18 protein-coding genes are annotated in these 18,277 nt (G+C 47.8%); 7 read left to right on the top strand and 11 right to left on the bottom strand.

Going from position 1 to position 18,277, the window contains the following annotated elements; genetic code table 11:
- The first annotated feature begins 153 nt into the window (after window positions 1–153).
- Window positions 154–501 carry a 5-carboxymethyl-2-hydroxymuconate Delta-isomerase gene (locus tag RH89_RS18655; protein WP_004405380.1) on the top strand — a complete coding sequence of 116 codons (348 nt, stop codon included), beginning with the start codon at window positions 154–156 and terminating at the stop codon, window positions 499–501.
- A 13-nt stretch (window positions 502–514) separates the two neighbouring features.
- A complete protein-coding gene (locus tag RH89_RS18650; protein ID WP_004405379.1) occupies window positions 515–943 on the top strand; it encodes a DUF805 domain-containing protein in 429 nt (142 codons plus the stop codon).
- Between the two features lie 56 nt (window positions 944–999).
- Here RH89_RS18650 and RH89_RS18645 read toward each other — a convergent pair whose 3' ends face one another.
- The 3 genes from RH89_RS18645 to glpX all read right to left on the bottom strand — a co-directional run bounded on the left by RH89_RS18645 (window position 1,000) and on the right by glpX (window position 3,362).
- The gene (locus RH89_RS18645; protein WP_004405378.1) at window positions 1,000–1,329 is read right to left on the bottom strand and encodes a DUF3135 domain-containing protein; all 330 of its coding nucleotides are present in this window, start codon (window positions 1,327–1,329) and stop codon (window positions 1,000–1,002) included.
- Window positions 1,330–1,508: 179 nt separating this feature from the next.
- Window positions 1,509–2,126, bottom strand: coding sequence for a helix-turn-helix transcriptional regulator (locus RH89_RS18640; protein ID WP_004405376.1), 618 nt, complete (start codon window positions 2,124–2,126; stop codon window positions 1,509–1,511).
- Window positions 2,127–2,354: 228 nt separating this feature from the next.
- Window positions 2,355–3,362 carry a class II fructose-bisphosphatase gene (gene glpX, locus RH89_RS18635; RefSeq protein ID WP_004405375.1) on the bottom strand — a complete coding sequence of 336 codons (1,008 nt, stop codon included), beginning with the start codon at window positions 3,360–3,362 and terminating at the stop codon, window positions 2,355–2,357.
- A gap of 321 nt (window positions 3,363–3,683) precedes the next feature.
- Between glpX and zapB the strand changes: the two genes are divergently transcribed.
- Window positions 3,684–3,926 (top strand): cell division protein ZapB, encoded by a 243-nt coding sequence (gene zapB, locus RH89_RS18630; RefSeq protein ID WP_004405374.1) that lies wholly within the window; start codon window positions 3,684–3,686, stop codon window positions 3,924–3,926.
- Window positions 3,927–4,139: 213 nt separating this feature from the next.
- Here the strand turns inward: zapB and rraA are convergent, their stop codons facing one another.
- From rraA to priA, 7 genes are all read right to left on the bottom strand, one after another.
- Window positions 4,140–4,670 (bottom strand): ribonuclease E activity regulator RraA, encoded by a 531-nt coding sequence (gene rraA, locus RH89_RS18625; RefSeq protein WP_004405373.1) that lies wholly within the window; start codon window positions 4,668–4,670, stop codon window positions 4,140–4,142.
- A 78-nt stretch (window positions 4,671–4,748) separates the two neighbouring features.
- Window positions 4,749–5,666: a 1,4-dihydroxy-2-naphthoate polyprenyltransferase gene (locus tag RH89_RS18620; RefSeq protein WP_004405372.1), complete on the bottom strand. Its 918-nt coding sequence runs from the start codon at window positions 5,664–5,666 to the stop codon at window positions 4,749–4,751.
- Window positions 5,667–5,792: 126 nt separating this feature from the next.
- Entirely contained in the window at window positions 5,793–7,124 is a 1,332-nt protein-coding gene (gene hslU, locus RH89_RS18615; protein ID WP_004405369.1) for an HslU--HslV peptidase ATPase subunit, read from the bottom strand.
- 10 nt (window positions 7,125–7,134) lie between these two features.
- Window positions 7,135–7,674, bottom strand: coding sequence for an ATP-dependent protease subunit HslV (gene hslV / locus RH89_RS18610; protein WP_022591191.1), 540 nt, complete (start codon window positions 7,672–7,674; stop codon window positions 7,135–7,137).
- A gap of 119 nt (window positions 7,675–7,793) precedes the next feature.
- The gene (locus RH89_RS18605; protein ID WP_004405366.1) at window positions 7,794–8,330 is read right to left on the bottom strand and encodes an SPOR domain-containing protein; all 537 of its coding nucleotides are present in this window, start codon (window positions 8,328–8,330) and stop codon (window positions 7,794–7,796) included.
- 125 nt (window positions 8,331–8,455) lie between these two features.
- Window positions 8,456–9,460 carry a DNA-binding transcriptional regulator CytR gene (gene cytR / locus RH89_RS18600; RefSeq protein ID WP_004405365.1) on the bottom strand — a complete coding sequence of 335 codons (1,005 nt, stop codon included), beginning with the start codon at window positions 9,458–9,460 and terminating at the stop codon, window positions 8,456–8,458.
- Between the two features lie 253 nt (window positions 9,461–9,713).
- Window positions 9,714–11,915 carry a primosomal protein N' gene (gene priA, locus RH89_RS18595; RefSeq protein WP_004405364.1) on the bottom strand — a complete coding sequence of 734 codons (2,202 nt, stop codon included), beginning with the start codon at window positions 11,913–11,915 and terminating at the stop codon, window positions 9,714–9,716.
- Between the two features lie 303 nt (window positions 11,916–12,218).
- Here priA and rpmE point away from each other — a divergent pair, with 303 nt between their 5' ends.
- Together rpmE and RH89_RS18585 are read left to right on the top strand one after the other, a co-directional pair.
- Complete coding sequence (gene rpmE / locus RH89_RS18590) at window positions 12,219–12,437, top strand: 50S ribosomal protein L31 (protein WP_004405363.1); 219 nt, start codon at window positions 12,219–12,221, stop codon at window positions 12,435–12,437.
- 269 nt (window positions 12,438–12,706) lie between these two features.
- Entirely contained in the window at window positions 12,707–13,966 is a 1,260-nt protein-coding gene (locus RH89_RS18585; RefSeq protein ID WP_004405362.1) for a malic enzyme-like NAD(P)-binding protein, read from the top strand.
- A 103-nt stretch (window positions 13,967–14,069) separates the two neighbouring features.
- On the opposite strand, the gene metJ is transcribed toward RH89_RS18585, so the two are convergent.
- Window positions 14,070–14,390, bottom strand: a complete 321-nt coding sequence (gene metJ / locus RH89_RS18580) for a met regulon transcriptional regulator MetJ (RefSeq protein ID WP_004405361.1) — start codon at window positions 14,388–14,390, stop codon at window positions 14,070–14,072.
- Window positions 14,391–14,687: 297 nt separating this feature from the next.
- Between metJ and RH89_RS18575 the strand changes: the two genes are divergently transcribed.
- Both RH89_RS18575 and RH89_RS18570 read left to right on the top strand, forming a co-directional pair.
- Window positions 14,688–15,854, top strand: coding sequence for an O-succinylhomoserine (thiol)-lyase (locus RH89_RS18575; RefSeq protein WP_004405360.1), 1,167 nt, complete (start codon window positions 14,688–14,690; stop codon window positions 15,852–15,854).
- Window positions 15,854–18,265 carry a bifunctional aspartate kinase/homoserine dehydrogenase II gene (locus RH89_RS18570; RefSeq protein WP_004405359.1) on the top strand — a complete coding sequence of 804 codons (2,412 nt, stop codon included), beginning with the start codon at window positions 15,854–15,856 and terminating at the stop codon, window positions 18,263–18,265. Before RH89_RS18575 ends, RH89_RS18570 begins: the two co-directional genes overlap by 1 nt.
- The last annotated feature ends 12 nt before the right edge of the window (window positions 18,266–18,277 follow it).

Genomic DNA, 18,277 nt, shown 5'->3' with positions numbered 1-18,277 from the left:
TCCGCGATCTGGCTGTAAGGTCAGATCTCATGTTGTCACTAAGAAAGTAATTTGCAGTGATCAGGCAGGCAAAATCCAGTCTGTGGTGCACCAAGGCGCTTATTTTCCTGTATGTTAAGCGCTGTCAAAATAAAGAATAACAGGGATGTAGCAATGCCAAATTTAGTGATGGAGTATTCAAATTCAGTGGACGAGCGCGTTAATGTTCCGCTTCTGTTGGAAGATCTGCATCAGGCAGCCATAGAGAGTGGGTTGTTTGACGTCGCTTCTGTTAAGTCACGAGCTTTCCGTTGCCACCACTGGCTGGTGGGCGATCAGGAAGATACGGTGGATTTCATCCACATCACCTTCGATCTTCTAAGCGGACGAACAGAAGAGCAAAAGCGCAACCTGTCCCGTCAACTGATGGATATTCTCCAGGAGCAGGCAAGCGCTGTTCATAGTTTGACGGTCAATGTCCGGGATATGGACACCAAATGTTTTCAAAAAGTGCTCAATTGAGCAAAGGTAAGAGATGTCGATTAAGCAATATTTGTTTTCTTTTCAAGGACGTGTCGGACGTCAGGTATTCTGGATCTGGAACGCGTTTTACTACTTAATAGTGATTGGATTCAGTTACGGGGCAGGAGGGCTGTTCCCAGAGCTGGGCAACGTTATCGCCATTTTCTTTTTGGCATGTATGCTTTATCCCGATCTGGCTATCACCGCAAAGCGTTGGCATGACAGAGGCAAATCAGTGTACTGGCTTGCGCTGCACATCCCAGTTATTGCGGGACGTGTTCTCGCGCCTGTTGCGGCTCCAGGCGTTCAGATGCAGACAACCGCAATCGAGACGGTTGCCTCTTTACTCGCTTTAGTTGCAGGAGCATGGATTCTTGTCGAATGTGGATTTTTACCCGGCGACCAAAAAGAGAACCAGTACGGCGCACCCCCAGAAAGGTGATTTGTCTACGAATGAAAAAACGGACCTGAATTCAGGTCCGTTTTTGTTTTCATACCTTATTGCTTGCGTTCTAGATTGAACGGAACAATATCGGCGGATTCTTTGGTGATGTCACCGTGCAACGCATCTTGAAACTTGCCGATTTGAATTGTCAGCTCATTCATTAGTGCCACATTGGCATGCGTTGGATTCTTGCATCGGTCGATCACTCTCTCGATATGGCTTTGCTGAGCTCTTAATCGAGGCTGCATCTCAACCGAAGCGTAAGTGATCATCTCTTCACACATCTTTTGACGAAATTCGTTAAACGCTTCTGGGTCATCCTGAGCCAGAGCGACAAGCTCCTCAAATGGAGGTAAAGTTTGATCATATTGAGCGCGTCCCATCTGCACCCTCCTACTTCTTTGTTACAGCACATGAGCAGAGCATACGATAAAATTAGCTCAAAAAATGCACTTTAATTGCTCTATTATTGTTCAGTCTCACAATTGATATATGCAATTGAGCTAATAAGAAAAAGCGACAAGATGAGCTTGCTGTATAAGTAAATGATACCGTTGGGAAATTATTGCGCGCTTATTTGGTAACTACACCGACGTTTACCCTGGATGATATGTTCGGTGCGTTCGATGGAGTATTCTTTTCCTAAAAGCTTACGAAAGACATTTATCTCGGAAAGGCAGAGGCTAGGGCAGCGTTTCGCAGCACGACAAATTGGGCAGTGATTTTCAATTAATTCAAACCCTTGATCGTTTTTTAGCAACTCAACCATATAGCCCTCACTCTCGCGGAGCTCTGCAAGAATGTTGAGTTTTTCTTCGAGAGTCTGACAATGCGCCATGGCTGAGCGGTATTGACGAAGTGTGCTGGCTTCACGTTCGGCGGTGACTTTTTTCATCCCCTCTTTACCGAACACCGCTTCAACAGCATCAATCATATTGATCATCAGATCGCTATGACCATCAAAGAACTGTTCATGACCTTTATCTGTCAGCGACCAGTGGCGAGTGGGGCGTCCAACTTTGGCTTTCACATCCTCAAAAATCAGTAAGCCATCTTCTTCCAGGCTCTGTAGGTGCTGGCGAGCGCCCATGGTAGTCATGGAAAAGTCTTGCGATAGCTTCTTAGCGGTGATGGCACCTTCACGCTTGATTTTATGTAAGATACGATCCGTTGTTTTCATTCTTCCCCTCATAGCTAGGGCATTCACCCTTGGGACTATTATGAGGTATGAAGTTAATAAAGCAAACTCTTGATTAAATCCGCAATAGTGCTGAAGTTTTGGTATCAGAGCTTAAAGACGCATTAACCCGTGACCTTGATAGTTAACTTTTTCAGGAAAAATCACCATTTTCAGGATTAAAAAAGCGCAGCCTGGCTGCGCTTCGATAACACTCGATTTGAGCCTGGGCTATAAAATGATGTCGCGGACTTCATCATCCTTTCTTTCAAGGTAATGAATCGATTTGATACGACGAATGGTACGACAACGACCACGAATCAATAGCGTCTCCGTTGTTGCAATATTGCCCTGACGAGTAATGCCTTCAAGCAAGTCACCCTTGGTGATACCTGTTGCTGAAAATACCACGTTATCGCTGCGTGCCATGTCTTCCATACGCAAAACAATGCCAGCCGTGACACCCATTTCTTTACAACGTTCCAGCTCTTGCTCACCGTGAGCGCGATTTTCTTCCGTATCGCCTTTCACTTCGTGGCGTGGCAATAAGCGACCGTGCATGTCGCCGTCTAGTGCGCGAATAACCGCAGCAGAAACCACACCCTCTGGCGCACCCCCCACACAATACATAACGTCTACTTCACTGTCTGGCATACACGTTAGAATAGATGCCGCCACGTCGCCGTCTGGCACAGCAAATACACGTACACCCATCTTTTGCATTTCTGCAATCACATCATCGTGTCTTGGTTTCGCCAGAGTGATCACCGTCAGAGTATCCAGCGTTTTGCCTAGGGCTTCAGCAATGTTGGTTAAGTTCTCAGCCAGCGGTTTGTCTAAGTCGATCACCCCTTTTGCACCCGGACCAACAACCAGTTTTTCCATGTACATGTCAGGTGCTTTCAAAAAGCTGCCCTTTTCACCTGCCGCCAATACCGCTAATGCATTGGACTGACCCATAGCGGTCATGCGAGTGCCTTCAATCGGGTCGACAGCAATATCCACAGCATCGCCACCAATACCGACGTTCTCACCAATGTACAGCATAGGCGCATCATCGATTTCACCTTCACCGATGACAATTTCACCCGAGATTTCCGTTTTATTCAGTAGTGCGCGCATGACCTCAACTGCAGCGCCGTCCGCTGCGTTTTTATCACCACGTCCCAGCCATTTATAACCAGCCAGTGCAGCACCCTCAGTGACTCGGGAAAAAGCCATCGCCAAATCGCGTTTCATGTGAACTCCAGATACGAAACCAAAACAGGAAAGAATTGGCGGCGATTCTAACACAGCCATGATTCTAACACAGCCATATTGAAACGTTTGCTATTTCATCCGTGAAACGCCCTGTGGATTGCTCAGCATCAATTTTTCCCAGTGATCGCCAATAGATTGATAGCGAACGTCAAATTTTGGTTAAAGATAGCCTTTTTTTTGACCAACCGAGCAAAGATCACCAATTTTGAACGTGTGTCGACGCGGGATGCTGAGTAGAATGTGGAATAATTTGTGAACTTTCATTCACGTAGACTGAATCAAAATAAACAGGTGGCTAACATGTCTTTAGAAGTCCTAGAGCAGCTAGAAGCAAAAATCCAAACCGCAGTTGATACCATCGCACTTCTACAAATGGAAGTAGAAGAGTTGAAAGAGCAGAACGCTCAACTTAACTCTGAAGCAAACGAGCTGAAAAACAGCCGTGAGGAACTGGAAAGCCAAAACCTTAAAATGCGTGAAGAGCATAATGCATGGCAGGAGCGCATTCGTAATCTATTAGGCAAGATGGACGAAGTAGAGTAAATCACGTCTAAGTTTGCTCTATCATTTTATAGCGTTGTCAGAAGTGCTCATTTACATGCGTAAACTCCGCGCTTCTTCCTAGCTCTAAAAAGATAGAAGCAGCACTTAGTTCATGATTTTCTGATTGAACCAATGTTTAGCTTGCAAGTAATTGGTTCAAAAAGTGAAAAAGCAGCCGATGGCTGCTTTTTTGGTATTGGGTGAGCGGAAGTCTTATTCTTCGTCGTCTTCGGTGAACTCGTCTTCTTCTTCGCCTTCTAGGTCGGAATCAAGAGGTTCCTGAGAGATGATGATGCCTGTGTTGTCAGCGTAAAGGTAATCGTCAGGTAAGAAGGTGACTCCACCAAAATTAACGGCTAGATCTTGCTCGCCGATTTCTTGCTGCGCGGCTCCTACGGGGATTGAGGCTAGAGCCTGAATACCGAGGTTCATGTCTTCCAGTTCATCAACTTCGCGAACGCATCCATAAACTACAATGCCTTCCCATTCATTTTCTTCTGCCAGAGACGCAAGCTCAGCGTCGATGAGCGCGCGGCGTAATGAACCACCACCATCGATCAGCAATACTCGACCAACACCATCTTGTTCAAGCGTGTTACGGATCAGCCCGTTGTCTTCAAAACATTTGATGGTTGTAATCTGACCTGCAAATGAGGCGCTACCACCAAAATTACTGAACATAGGCTCCACTACATCTACCTGATCCTGATAGATATCGCATAGTGCTGAGGTGTTGTATTCCATAAGCAATGTCGTCTTCTGTTACACAGTTCTGTATTCGAGTATATATGCCTAGTAAGTCAATGCAATGACAAGACTCAATTAAGTCATCAGAGTTTGACCCGTGATCACGATTGAGAACAACAGGTTAGTGACCAGAGCACATTTGACGATAACTGGCATCATAGGCGCAAGCTCAGTTGGGGTCGTCGCTGCCAGTACCGCTTTACCGTGATTAACGGTGAGAAGCACCGCCAGCAGCATGGCTAAGCCCCAGGCCAGCGCGGTATTGTGCAGAGCTAAAAATGCGATAAAAGGAACAATCCCGCCAGTGAGTAAAAGCAGGTGGTAGCGCTTGGCTCGCTCTGCTCCCAAGCGAACAGCCATAGTGCGTTTCCCGCAGGCTGCATCATTCTCAATATCTCGCATGTTATTGATGTTCAGAACGGCTACTGCCAGCAAACCGCACCCGACTGAGGGTAAAAATGTGGTGGCATCAATAAACCCTGTATGGAGGAAGAACGTGCCCGCTACGCCAAGCAGACCGAAGAAGATAAACACCGACAAATCTCCCAAGCCAATGTAGCCATAAGGTTTGTTGCCCACGGTATAAGCAATGGCAGCGATGATAGCCAAAAGCCCAAGCCCGATGAATGCCATGATGCTGGTAGGCGTTTGCAGGGCATAGAAGATAAGCGCAAGACCCGATGCGATAGTCAGAATAATATTGATGATGATGGCTTGTTTCATGGTCTGTGGAGTCACCGCACCAGACTGAATGGCACGAGTTGGACCAATACGCTCCTTGTTATCAGTTCCTTTTATTGCGTCACCATAGTCATTCGCAAGGTTGGAAAGGATTTGCAGCAGTATTGCGGTAAGAAGAGCCAGTACCATGACTGGGAATGAAAAGTGACCATTAAATAGGGCAACACTGCTGCCTGTTGCGATAGAAGCAAACGCCAGTGGCAGTGTTTTGGGGCGAGCGGCATCAAGCCATACACTTAGTGATTGTCTCATGCGTCGTACGTCGTTGACCGATTTGTATCCAGTATATCAACGCGCCAGCAGAGGGGAATACCAAAAGCCCACCTAACTGAGGTGGGCTTGTTTTACATCAAATATTTGGATGTATCCAATGCAGACTTACAGGATAAAGCGACTGAGATCTTCGTCTTCAACAAACTCACCCAGCTTGGATTTCACGTACTCCGCGTCAATTTTCACAGCCGTTCCGCTCTTGTCGGTCGCTTCAAACGAAATCTCTTCCATCAGGCGTTCCATCACAGTGTGAAGACGACGAGCACCAATGTTTTCAGTGGTTTCGTTCACTTGCCACGCGGCATTGGCAATTTGATCAACACCTTCTTCAGTGAATGAAACGTCAACGGATTCTGTCGCCATCAGAGCAGAATACTGCTCGGTCAGAGAAGCTTTAGGCTCTGTCAGAATGCGTTTGAAATCATCACTGGTTAGCGCTTCCAGTTCCACACGAATTGGCAGACGACCCTGCAATTCTGGAATCAGGTCTGATGGTTTCGCTACCTGGAATGCACCGGATGCAATGAACAGGATGTGGTCAGTTTTGACCATGCCGTGCTTGGTGGAAACGGTGCTGCCCTCGATAAGAGGAAGTAAGTCACGTTGAACTCCTTCACGAGATACGTCCGGACCTGAACTTTCACCACGTTTACAAATCTTGTCGATTTCATCGATGAAGACAATGCCGTTGTTTTCAACATTGTAGATGGCTTGTTCTTTCAACTCTTCCTGATTGACCAGCTTTGCTGCTTCTTCTTCTGTCAGAGCTTTGAACGCGTCTTTTATTTTCATCTTGCGGCTTTTCTTGGTGTCGCCGGCAAGGTTCTGGAACATGCCCTGAAGCTGATTGGTCATCTCTTCCATGCCAGGAGGCGCCATGATTTCTACGCCCATTTGCGGAGCAGCAATTTCGATGTCGATCTCTTTGTCGTCTAGCTGACCTTCGCGAAGTTTCTTGCGGAAGATCTGACGTGTATTGGACTTTTCTTCAGCGGCGTCGCCGGAACCCCAGCCTTCACGCGGTGGTGGAAGCAGGGCATCCAGAATGCGTTCTTCTGCCTGCTCTTCAGCGCGGAATTTTACTTTTTCCATCGCTTGCTGGTGAGTCATCTTGATGGCTACATCCGTCAGATCGCGAATGATGGTTTCCACTTCCTTACCCACGTAACCCACTTCCGTGAATTTAGTGGCTTCCACTTTCATGAATGGGGCATTGGCCAGCTTGGCAAGGCGACGAGCGATTTCTGTTTTACCGACACCGGTCGGACCGATCATCAGAATGTTCTTGGGGGAGACTTCGACGCGTAAGCTTTCTTCAAGCTGCATGCGGCGCCAGCGGTTACGAAGAGCGATCGCCACAGCGCGCTTTGCTTTGTCTTGTCCGATGATGTGGCGATTCAATTCGTGAACAATTTCTCTTGGCGTCATTTCAGACATATTGAATTCCTTATGATTCTTGCGCTGCTGTGTCGAGTTCTTCGACCGTGTGGTGATGATTGGTGAATACACAGATATCACCAGCAATTTTCAGTGATTTTTCAGCAATTTCTCGGGCATCAAGCTCGGTGTTTTCCAGTAAAGCAGTAGCGGCTGCCTGAGCAAAGTTACCACCAGAGCCAATGGCAATTAAGTCGTTTTCTGGCTGAACCACATCACCATTACCTGTGATGATCAGCGAAGCGGTTTCATCCGCAACCGCAAGCAGTGCTTCGAGTTTTCTCAGTGCGCGGTCACTGCGCCAGTCTTTTGCCAGTTCTACTGCGGCTTTGGTCAGATGCCCTTGATGCATTTGCAGTTTGCTTTCGAAGCGCTCAAATAGTGTGAATGCGTCAGCCGTACCGCCGGCAAAACCTGCCAGTACTTTATTATTGTAGAGGCGGCGTACTTTCTTTGCGTTGCCTTTCATGACGGTATTTCCTAAAGAAACCTGACCGTCTCCAGCAATGACGACTTTATTATTTCGGCGTACAGATACGATAGTAGTCACTTTTATTAACCTTTTGTTTCGCTCGCGATATATGTGAAATATGAGGGCAGGAGAGAAAAAAACAAGGGAGCCAACTGGCTCCCCTGAGAATGTTTGATGTTTTGTGTTTTATACATCGGTTATTGCGATTCTTTCCAAATAGCGCACGGTTCGATTTTTGCCCGTTGTAGCTTATGGCGATCGCGCTCCGCATCGCGTTTGAAGGTGTAAGGCCCTAATACGACGCGATACCAGCTACTGCCTTCTTTCTTGCGAATCTTGCTACTGATCCCCTGAAAAGCAATATCCACTTTACGAGCTTCTGCCTGCGCCAGAGTTTTGTAGGCACCACACTGCATGATGTAAGGAATATCAGAAACCACTTGTTCTTTGGCTTCGACCTGTACTTCACGTTTGGGCAGTGATTCAACGTACTCCCATTTTTCCTCTGGTGGAGGCGGCAGTGGTTTTGGTTTGCTGACGGGCTTTTTCGGTTTTTCCACCACTTGTGGTTTAGGCGGCTCCGGATCCTGGCTTAGTGTGTAAAGCCCATAACCAAATGCGCCAGCCAGTAATATGGCGACGATGCCTGCTTTCCACGGCTTCTTATTGGATGTTTGTTTTCTGGTAGGCTTTTTTTGCCCACGTCCTCTTCTTACGTAATCTTTATTTGCCACGGTTTAACAGCTTGCGTTCAATAAAAACGGGTAACATGGTAATCCAGAATTACTCTGGAAAACCAGTGTTACCATTGAAAAGCTTGCAGGTGTGTCCATCTTTTGGGTCACAGACCCATGAAGCCTTAGCTTCTTGGAGGCGCTGCGCTGTCTCGGATTTTCAGTTCTGTTTCCAGTAGACGTGATCCGGCATGTACATCTCTGCCTTTGAGTATCTCAAGCAGCATCAACATTGCCTGACGACCGATCTCGTAGCGAGGTTGGGTAATAGTCGTCAATGGTGGATCACAGAACTCCGCGAACTGAATATCATCAAACCCGACAACAGACAGGTCTTGAGGTACTTTCAATCCAGCCGCTTTTGCTCCCTTAATAGCGCCGATTGCCATGGCGTCATTGTGGCAGAAAACGGCAGTTGGTGGTTCCGGAAGTGCCAGAAGTTTTGCGATTGCCTTTTGCCCTGATTCAAAGGTGAAATCGCCCATTTCTTTGTAAGTTGGATTCATGGTGATGCCAGCGCGACGTAAAGCCTGCTGATAACCCTGGTTACGGAACTGACACAATGCTGCATCGTCAGGTCCTGAAATCTGAGCAATCTTCGAATGACCCATTTGGGTGAGGTAGTTCACCGCTTCGAACGAAGACGTTAGGTTATCAATATGCACTGTCGGCAATTCCAGTTCCGGCGCGAATTCACATGCCATGACCAGTGGTGGCAAGTTTTTCTGTTCCGGTTTGCTGACATCAAACGGCAGGTGTGTCCCCAATAACAACATGCCGTCTGCTTGTTTGGTAAAGACCAGGTTGACCAGTGAGCTCTCTCGTTTCTTCTGCTGACCGCTGTCTCCTAACAATACGAGATACCCGTTTTCCACGGCCACATCCTCAATGCCGCGAATGATCTCTGTAAAGTAGGAGTCGCAAATGTCAGGGACGATTGCAACGATAGTTTTGGATTCATTACGTCGTAAGTTTCTTGCCAGTGAATTCGGCGAATAACCAGCTTCCAAAACGGCGCTTTCCACACGTTTACGTGTCGTCGACGAAACCTTCTCAGGATTCATCAAAGCCCTCGATACCGTTGCAGTTGAAACTCCTGCTAGCTGGGCAACATCCTTCATTGTCGCCATAATAAGTTGTCCTCTTTATTTTTCATGGCTGTATTTAAGCATCTATAACAATTAAACCTAGCGCTGACGTGAGCAACTTTTTTATTGGATATTTTATGCTCTAAATTAAGATTAATTTACGGGCAGATTAACAAATTTTGCATGAGTACCGTGACATCAATCACATAGGATCATATTCGTTTTCTCAAACTAGCTACAAAGTCTGATCCAGTAACAGAACTGACATCACATCAATTTACAGAGATTTTACTTATCAGGAGAGATCTTGCGGTTCGATGTCAGTGGTCCAGCGCACTTTTTTCGCCATCGGCAATGTGTCGATGACTGGTTTTGAACTGTACAGTAATTGTTGCATTAAAGAACGTGATGGGGCTTGCAACATTAATTGCCATCGTGATTTTCCCGCACGGCGTGCCAGAGGTGCAGGCATTGGTCCCAATACCATACATTCATCATTGAAAAGCGGATGTGATTCAATAGTTTGCCTGACCTGACGCAGGAATAATTCTCCAGCTCCTTCCTGATTCGCTTCAGCGCGAAATAAGGTCAAGAAAGCGTAAGGCGGCAGCAGCGCGAGCTTCCTTTCTTCTAAAGCTGTGCTGGCGAAATGACGATAGCCTTTATGAATGAGCGCCTGTAGAAGTTGGTGCTCTGGGTGATGAGTCTGAAGGATAACTTCACCGGCTTTACTGGCTCTCCCTGCTCTCCCTGCCACTTGAATGAACAATTGAGCCAGTCTTTCTGATGCTCGAAAATCTGAGCTATAGAGTGAGCTGTCCACATCGATAAGCCCTACTAACGTGACGTCCGGGAAGTGATGCCCTTTCGCCAGCATTTGTGTGCCAATCAGAATCTGGTACTCGTTATTACGAATCGCCTTAAGCGCGGTTTCCAGGCTGCCTTTTCGACGAGTGCTGTCTCGGTCTATTCGAATGGCTTTAAAATCGGGGAATAAAGTGGCTAACTGTTCTTCCAGTTGCTCGGTGCCCACTCCCACGGAAACCAGTTGTGTTGAGCCGCAGCCCTGGCATTGGTGTATGACAGGATGTTGTGCCCCACAGTGATGACAACGCATTTCACGGCTGTGTTGGTGAAAGGTGTAATAAGCATCGCAGCGATGGCAATCCGCTATCCACCCACATTCATGACACATCAGAGCAGGGGAGTAACCGCGTCGGTTAAGAAACAACATCACCTGATTGCCCGCATTGAGGTGTTTACGCATTTCCGCTATCAGCGGAGCAGACAGCCCGCTTTCGAGATACAGCCCTTTTACATCCAATACTTTATTGGTGGTGGGTACGGCAGACCCCGCTCGGTTTGAAAGCGTTAAGTGATGATATTTGCCCGTCAGGGCATTGTGCAGCGTTTCGAGTGCGGGTGTTGCGCTACCCAAAACCACAGGAATCTTTTCTTTGGCTGCGCGCATCACTGCCACATCCCGCGCGTGATAACGAAGGCTGTCTTGTTGCTTGTAGGAGGCATCGTGTTCTTCATCGACGATGATGATGCCCAGGTCAGCAAACGGCGTCAGGAGCGCACTGCGAGTGCCAATTACGATGCCTGCGTGCTTATCCCGCGCTGCCAACCAGGCGTTAAGGCGCTCGGTATCGTTCAGCCCGGAGTGGATGACTTCAACCGGAACCTGAAAGCGCCGTTTGAAGCGATTAATGGTTTGCGGTGTTAACCCGATTTCAGGAACCAGTACCAATGCCTGCCTGCCTTTCTCCAGAACAGGCTTGATCATATTGAGGTAAACCTCGGTTTTGCCTGAACCTGTCACCCCTTCAAGTAAGAAGCAGCCATAACTTTGATGGCTGTTTACCGCAGCAATCGCGACGGACTGTTCTTCATTCAACTTGGGCTTGTCGTCGTCACTCTCTACTTCGTTTGACCAGTTAATGGCTTTGGGCTGGCGTTCTCGCTGCTCTATCCAGCCTTTGTCCTCTAAGGTATTCAAAACGGAGCTGGAGACTTCATTATCCAGCATCGCCTGATGGGAAACCGGTCCATTTTCCAGTAATCCCATTACCTTGGCTTGCTGAACCGCGCGCCCAAAACCAGTCATCAAGCGGTCTTTACCTGCCGGAGTGATGAACCATTCTTTCAACGCAGTAAAGTCGGCGGCACGCCCTTTTCGCAACATTGCTGGCATAGCGTTAGCTAGCGTGTCACCCAGTGGATAAAGGTAAAACTGGCTGCACCACTGAAGAAGAGAATATAACGAGTCTGACCACACAGGCTTGTCATCAAGCACTTCTCTAATGGTTTTGAGCTGATGTAGAGGAAACTCAGACTGAGAAACAAGCTCGGTCACGACGCCTACCAGAGTCTGCCTGCCAAAAGGTACGCTAACGCGCCCGCCAATAACCGGGAACTGGTGGGAAGCGATAAGGTAGTCAAATTGCTTGTCTAATGGGACGGGCAAGGCGACTCTGGCAATAGAAGGGCGCATAAATCTTTTATAATGAACCTGATAGGAATGATCTGATTATAACTGAGTTAGTAAGGTCAGGTAACCTAGTGGTGCAGTCTTGCTGAAACTGGAGCATCTTACCCTTTAGGGTAAGGCGAAATAAAACCACACTGTTTGTGAAAATAGTTGGCGAAAAAACTGCCAAATAGGTTGATCCTACCCTCATGTTTCATTACTATACTGCGCCTTGATGATGTGGTCATTCTGCATCGAATTATCTAAACTACGTGTGGTGTCCGGCATAGAATCGGATAGCGACACGGCCCAATTTGAGGTTATCCCATGAAAGTAGGTATTCACCCAGAATACAAATCTGTTGCAGCAACTTGTTCTTGTGGCAACACGTTTGAGTTCCAGACAACTCTAGAGAAAGAGTCAATCCACCTGGACGTATGTGACAAATGTCACCCATTCTACACAGGTAAGCAGCGTATCGTTGATACTGGCGGTCGTGTAGATCGCTTCAACAAGCGTTTCGGTGCTCTAAGCAGCAAGAAGTAATTACGTACTCGTAATACTGACCAAATTTGAAAAGGACGCCCTCGGCGTCCTTTTTTCGTTGATGAAATAAATATTTTTTGATTTAGCTCTCGGTTAAGTGGTCTTAGCTCTTCCAAAATTGCCTTTCTTTAACTTAGCTAATCTATGAAGAATGCAAGTCATACTTTAGTATAACAACAGAGTTTGAGCCTTTTTTGCGGTCGGTATCAGCTCACCATGCAACAAATGCACTTTACCCCAACAAAAAACAATAATTGGAACGTCCCCACATGTCTGAAGACAACACCCTACAAGATTTTCGCCAACAAGCTCTGGACTATCACGCTCAACCTACAGCCGGAAAGATTTCTGTCGAACTGACAAAACCCGCCAATACCGTCGAAGACCTCGCGCTTGCGTACAGTCCTGGTGTGGCAGAGCCAGTCCGTGAAATCGCGCAAAACGCCGATAACGTTTACAAGTACACCGCTAAAGGAAATATGGTTGCCGTTATTTCCAACGGAACCGCCATCCTTGGTTTGGGTAACTTGGGTCCTCTGGCGTCAAAACCCGTGATGGAAGGGAAATCCCTTCTGTTTAAACGCTTTGCTGGTCTGGACTCGATTGATATTGAAGTAAAGCATCGCACCATCGACGAGTTTGTCGATACGGTTGCCAACATTGCCGACACCTTCGGCGGCATTAACCTAGAAGACATCAAAGCCCCAGACTGTTTCGAGATTGAGCAACGCTTGATTGAGCGTTGTGACGTGCCTGTTTTCCACGATGACCAGCATGGTACGGCTATCGTTACTGCTGCAGGTATGTTGAACGCCATCGAACTGCAAGGTAAAAAGCTGGAAGACGCCACTATCGTCTGTTTGGGCGCTGGTGCAGCAGCCGTTGCCTGTATGGAGCTTTTGATTAAATGTGGCGCGCAGCGTGAGAAAATCTACATGCTGGACCGCAAAGGGGTGATTCACACCCGTCGTGATGATTTGAACGAGTACAAGCAACTGTTTGCCAATAACACCGACAAACGCACGCTTGAGGATGTCATTGACGGTGCCGATTTATTCCTGGGTGTGTCTGGTCCTGATTTGCTGCCAGCAGAAGCGTTGAAGCTAATGGCAGACAAACCAGTGGTGTTCGCGTGTTCTAACCCGGATCCGGAAATCAAGCCCGAGCTGGCGCACCAAGTTCGTGACGATTTGATTATGGGAACTGGTCGCAGCGATTACCCGAACCAGGTCAACAATGTTATTTGTTTCCCATTCATTTTCCGCGGTGCATTGGACGTTCGTGCTAGCGAGATTAATGATGAAATGAAACTGGCTGCGGTTGATGCGATTCGCCAACTGGCAAAAGAAGACGTGCCGGAAGAAGTGAAAAAAGCAGCTGGAGTAGAGAACCTGGAATTTGGCGCTGGCTATATTATTCCTAAACCTATGGATCCACGTTTGTTGCCTCGAGTGGCAAAAGCGGTTGCTCAGGCAGCGATTGATTCTGGGGTTGCGAGAATCGACATGCCTGAAAGCTATTTGGAATAAAAGCCAATTAGAATAAAAACTAGGTGGAATAAAAAACGACTTGGATAAATTGCCAAGTCGTGCGATTCAATAAAGAAGGGACAGCATTTGCTGTCCCTTCGTTTTATTCGTCATCGTAAGCTTCGAACTCGATGCCCATTGCCGTCATAATGGCTTTCGCTTCGGTTGGAATGTCATCCGGGCGATCCTTACGCAAGTCTTCATCTGTTGGAAGAGGCTGACCTGTGTAGGCGTGAAGGAAGGCTTCACAAAGCAGTTCGCTATTAGTCGCGTGACGCAAATTGTTGATTTGGCGGCGGGTTCTCTCGTCAGTCAGTACTTTTAGTACTTTTAGCGGGATTGATACGGTAATTTTTTTGACTTGTTCGCTTTTTTTGCCATGTTCAGCATAGGGGCTGATGTACTCGCCATTCCAATCTGCCATTGCGCACCTTCAGTTATAATTTATCTAAAATGGATGACTAGTTCGCCCAGCAAGCTGTTTTCATGTGTTTTAGCGACTTAGCCTTTCATAAAGTGGGATTTTAGCGACTTTTACCGCCATAAGCAAAGACATATGGACGTCTAGAAGTGTTGACGTCCCAAAATGATGGCGCTAAAGTGTTGCACATTAATCGTGACACTCTCAGTTAAAACACGTCACTTGCATGTTATCCAGCGTTTGTAATTGGTATAACAGATGCTCAAGTAAAACGCACCACTGGAAAGGAAGACCAACTATATGAGCCAACGAAAGCCAGCCACTATTGCCGTAAGAACTGGTATTGAAGCGGATACCCAGTATCACGCGGTTGTCCCACCGATTTATCTGTCGACAAACTATGGTTTTCCGTCTTTTGGTGAAGTACCAAAATACGATTACACCCGTTCTGGAAACCCAAACCGTGGGTTGCTGGAGCAAGCACTTTCTGAACTCGAAGAAGGCGCAAATGCCATCATTACCAACACAGGTACGGCAGCAATTAATCTGTGGGTAACGGCATTTCTGGGTCCAGATGATCTTATCGTTGCGCCACACGACTGCTACGGCGGAACCCATCGCTTATTCAACACTCGCGCTTTGAAAGGAGATTTCAAAGTTGAGTTTGTTGATCAGTCAGACGATGAGGCACTGGCTGCGGCAATCAGCAAGAAACCAAAACTGGTATTGCTGGAAACCCCTTCAAATCCATTGGTTCGCGTGGTGGATATTGAAAAAATATGCCAGCAAGCCAAAGCGGTTGGTGCACTTGTTGCGGTCGACAACACCTTTCTGACACCTGTGTACCAAAAGCCTTTAACGCTAGGTGCAGACTTTGTTATCCACTCGACCACCAAGTACATTAATGGTCATTCGGATGTGATTGGCGGTGTGCTGATTTGCAAAGACGAAAAACATGCAGAAGAACTGGCGTGGTGGGGTAACTGTATTGGTGCAACTGGTACGCCTTTCGACAGCTACATGACATTGCGTGGATTACGCACGTTGGGCGCTCGTATGCGCGTGCATGAAGAAAGCTCAAACACGATTCTGGCTTACCTGAAAGAGCACGAGCTGGTGGGCACCATTTATCACCCAAGTTTGCCAGAGCACCCAGGTCATGATATTGCCAAAAAGCAGCAGTCTGGATTTGGTTCTATGCTGAGTTTTGAACTTAACGGAAGCGTGGAGCAGATGAAGGTCTTTGCCAGCTCGCTGACTCTGTTCTCGTTAGCAGAATCGCTGGGTGGCGTAGAAAGTCTTATTTGTCATCCAGGCTCTATGACGCACCGTGCCATGAGCGATGAAGCACAGGCTGAAGCTGGCATTGCACCAACATTGTTGCGTCTTTCTGTCGGTCTTGAAGACGTGAATGACCTGATCGCTGACCTAGAACAAGCGTTTGTCAAAGCCAGGGAGGTGGCGTAATGACGGTTGAACGCCAATTACACAAATTCGGTGGTAGCAGCCTGGCTGATGCAGAGTGCTACCAGCGCGTAGTCAACATCCTTAAAGAATATTCTCAGCCGAACGACCTTGTGGTGGTGTCGGCGGCAGGAAGCACCACCAACCAACTGATTGCCTGGTTAGGGGCGTTAGAAAAAGACGGTCGTGTCGCTCATGAGATGTTGCAAGAACTAAGACAATACCAGACTAATCTGATTGAAAGCCTATTGCCTGAAGAGCGTGCTGCCGGGTTATTGGATGCCCTGAATACCGAATTCTCCGGATTGGGTGAGCTTTCGTTCCCGCTTACAAGTGCGCAAAAATCTTCCGCAATGGGGCACGGTGAGCTTTGGTCGGCAAGACTGCTGGCTGAACTGCTGAATCACAATAATCTCGAAGCCGTCTCTCAGGACTCGCGTGATTTCCTTCGAGCAGAGCATGGTGCGCAGCCCGAGGTGGATCGCGCGCGCTCTTACCCACTTATCAAAGAATCGCTGGCACAGCACCGTCAGTGCCGAGTGGTGATTACGGGCTTTATGGCAAAAAACGACGATGGTGAAACCGTTTTGCTTGGTCGTAATGGTTCTGACTACTCTGCAACGGTAATCGGAGCTTTGGCTGAAGCTACTCGCGTGACAATCTGGAGTGATGTTGCCGGGGTATACAGCTCGGATCCGCGCAAAGTATCTGATGCTTGCCTATTGCCGCTGCTTCGTCTTGATGAAGCCAGTGAACTGGCTCGTCTAGCTGCCCCTGTACTCCATAGCCGTACACTTCAGCCTGTCGCTCAAAGTGCGATGGAACTGCATTTGCGTTGTAGTTACCAGCCTGAATCGGGTTCGACCCGTATCGAGCGTGTGCTGGCGTCTGGTCGTGGCGCAAAAATCATTACTTCTCTGGATGAAGTGTTGTTAGTGAAAGTGGACTTCGGGCATGGCCACGATTTTGATCATCATTCGAAAGAAGTACTCACCACTCTAACTCGCGCTCAATTAAGCCCACTGGCTTTTGAAGCACAAGAAGATCAGGGCTGTTTACTTCTGGCTTACACCAGCGAAGTGGCGGGGGATGCGCTATCCCACCTTCAGGATGTGTCCATTGGCGCCGAGATTAAACTAAAAGAAGGCTATTCTCTGGTTGCTGCTGTGGGGGCGGGCGTGACCAATAACCCGAACCACTGCTATGGATTCTACCAGCAACTGAAAAACGGTCCGGTGGAATTTATCAGCGAAGCAGAATCTGGACTGAGTCTGGTGGCGATTCTTCGCAAGACCGACACTTCTCGATTGATCACAGGCATTCACAGCCAGCTGTTTCAGGCGCAGAAACGTGTGGCTATCGCACTGTGTGGTAAAGGCAACATTGGCTCCAGCTGGCTTGAATTGTTTTCAGAGCAGAAAGACGAACTGGAAAAGCGCTACGGCAAAACCTTTGACCTAGTGGCGGTAGTAGACAGCCAGACCTACTGGCTCGACTTTAGTGGCATTGATGCCAATGAAGTATTCAGTCGGTTTGACGATGAAGCGATCAGCAATGACGGCACAGAATGGCTGGACAAACTTGCCCACCAACAGAAGTACGATGAAGTCATTGTATTGGATGTGACCGCAAGTGAGGCGCTGTCCGATCAATATGTAAGCATTGCGGAACACGGTTTTCATTTGATTTCTGCAAACAAAGTGGCTGGCTCCGCACCGGGTGAGGTTTACCATCAGGTACAGGACGCGTTTTCAAAAACGGGTCGCCACTGGTTCTACAACGCGACGGTAGGAGCAGGCTTACCAGTTAACCATACCGTTCGCGATTTGCGTGAAAGTGGCGATGACATATTGGCGTTGTCCGGCATTTTCTCAGGCACCTTATCCTGGTTGTTCCAGCAGTTTGATGGACAGGTACCATTCAGCGACTTAGTGGACCTGGCCTGGCAGCAAGGTTTAACTGAGCCTGACCCACGTTGCGACCTGGATGGCTCCGACGTGATGCGTAAGCTGGTGATTCTGGCGCGTGAATCGGGTTTAGAGCTTGAACCAGAAAACGTAAAAGTCGAATCCTTGGTACCAGAGTCTTTGAGAGATTTGCCTCTGGATGATTTCTTAGACAACGGACAAATCTTAAGCGAGCTCCTTGCAGAGCGCCTTGAAAAGGCTCAGAGAGAAGACAAAGTGCTTCGCTATGTAGCAAGGCTGGAAAAAGACGGCAAAGCCTCTGTCGGTGTTGAGGCGCTTCCACGAGAGCATGCTTTAGCGAATCTGCTTCCTTGTGACAACATCTTTGCTATCGAGAGTAAATGGTACAAAGATAACCCACTGGTGATTCGCGGGCCTGGTGCAGGTAAAGCAGTGACCGCTGGGGCAATTCAATCAGATCTCAATAGGCTATCTGGTCTTCTTTAAGAAAAGGGCGTG

It is taken from the genome of Vibrio nigripulchritudo ATCC 27043, from assembly GCF_000222685.1.
GTDB lineage: Bacteria > Pseudomonadota > Gammaproteobacteria > Enterobacterales > Vibrionaceae > Vibrio > Vibrio nigripulchritudo.
This window is presented reverse-complemented; position numbering and strand designations above follow the sequence as displayed.